Origin of the sequence: Bartonella massiliensis (genome assembly GCF_902150025.1) — a bacterium.
In the GTDB taxonomy this organism is placed as follows: domain Bacteria; phylum Pseudomonadota; class Alphaproteobacteria; order Rhizobiales; family Rhizobiaceae; genus Bartonella; species Bartonella massiliensis.
Genome location: NZ_CABFVS010000022.1, coordinates 1 through 1,224 on the forward strand (window position 1 = coordinate 1; position 1,224 = coordinate 1,224).

The 1,224-nt window shown below is 36.4% G+C and carries 1 protein-coding gene; it reads right to left on the minus strand.

Translation table 11 applies throughout. From position 1 onward, the window contains the following. Positions 1–126 precede the first annotated feature (126 nt). Positions 127–978: a TrbL/VirB6 family protein gene (locus FNZ60_RS05685; protein WP_142416696.1), complete on the minus strand. Its 852-nt coding sequence runs from the start codon at positions 976–978 to the stop codon at positions 127–129. Between the last annotated feature and the right edge of the window lie 246 nt (positions 979–1,224).

Sequence of the window (1,224 nt, forward strand, 5' to 3'; positions counted from 1 at the left end):
GCATAGTTTGTGATAATTTATCTTTTTTAATTTCATTTTTTAGTTTATGAGAATAATTCAATTTTAATAAAAATATCCTTTAGAGTGTTACCTGACTTTTTGGTTATGCAGCGCTTATGAGAAACATCAGGATCTGATATTTGATTTCCATAGATGTCCTAATGTAACGCCTTTTGCTAAAGCACTGGCTATGCTTGACAATTTAAACAACAGTACAATAGAGATAATGGACAAAATGAGAGCACCACCAAGCGCGTAACTGATATTCTGATCGCCATCAAATTTAAAATCCGCCATGTAATTGGCAAAGATATTCATGAGTAAACTAGACATGGTTGCTAGGAGCAAAATGAGAATTGTGTAACTTAAGATTTGTGCTACCCATTGTTCAAAAAAGCGATAGGTTGGTTGCCAAAGTAAAGAAATGATGAAGAATGGTCCGAGTCCGACAAGAAGTGTAATTGCAATGTTTGCCAACAAGATGAATGCACCTCCAACGGCAGTGAGGAAGCTTGTTGCAAGTAAGATGAGGATACCAAAGAGACCATAAAGGAGCCCATCAGCGTCTAAGAAAGCTGCTTCTTCAAAAGCTTTGCTTGCACATTCGAATCCTTTTCCAGCCACTTTGTCGATTAGCTGAGCTAATTGAGTTTCACTCTGAGAATTTTTCACAAGTGCTTTGACTAACTCATTAGGTGTTTCCATGATAAGGTTTTTGATGTCTTTTTGATAAAGCCCTGCGGTTAAGGCAATAGAAGTAATAACACTCACTCGAAAACAGCGGTTTACGAGTCCAGCGAGGGGCATATCTACTGCACCACGAATAACGAGCCATCCATAGATGATGAAACCAAGCGTGAGACCGATCGATACAATGGGGGTGATTGCAACGATGGTTTTTGATGAAATATCCATGACATATGTACTTGTTGCGTGATCAATTTCATTGAACAGTTTTGAGAACATTTGGAAGTTCATGGTATTTTTCTTTCACGAATTTTCACTTTTCCATTATTTTGGAGTAGGAGTGTATGTGTAGTTTTTTATATTTATACGATTTACAGAAAACACTTTTGGTTATGAAGTTGCTCATAGCTTTTTACATATTTCTTCAGTGTATTGAGATGGTATTGAGAATGATGCATTATTTTTCCACGACCAAAGAAAGTTGATGGTATAATCCGTATAAAATTTCATTGGATAGCGCTAACGTATTTTCTTTGT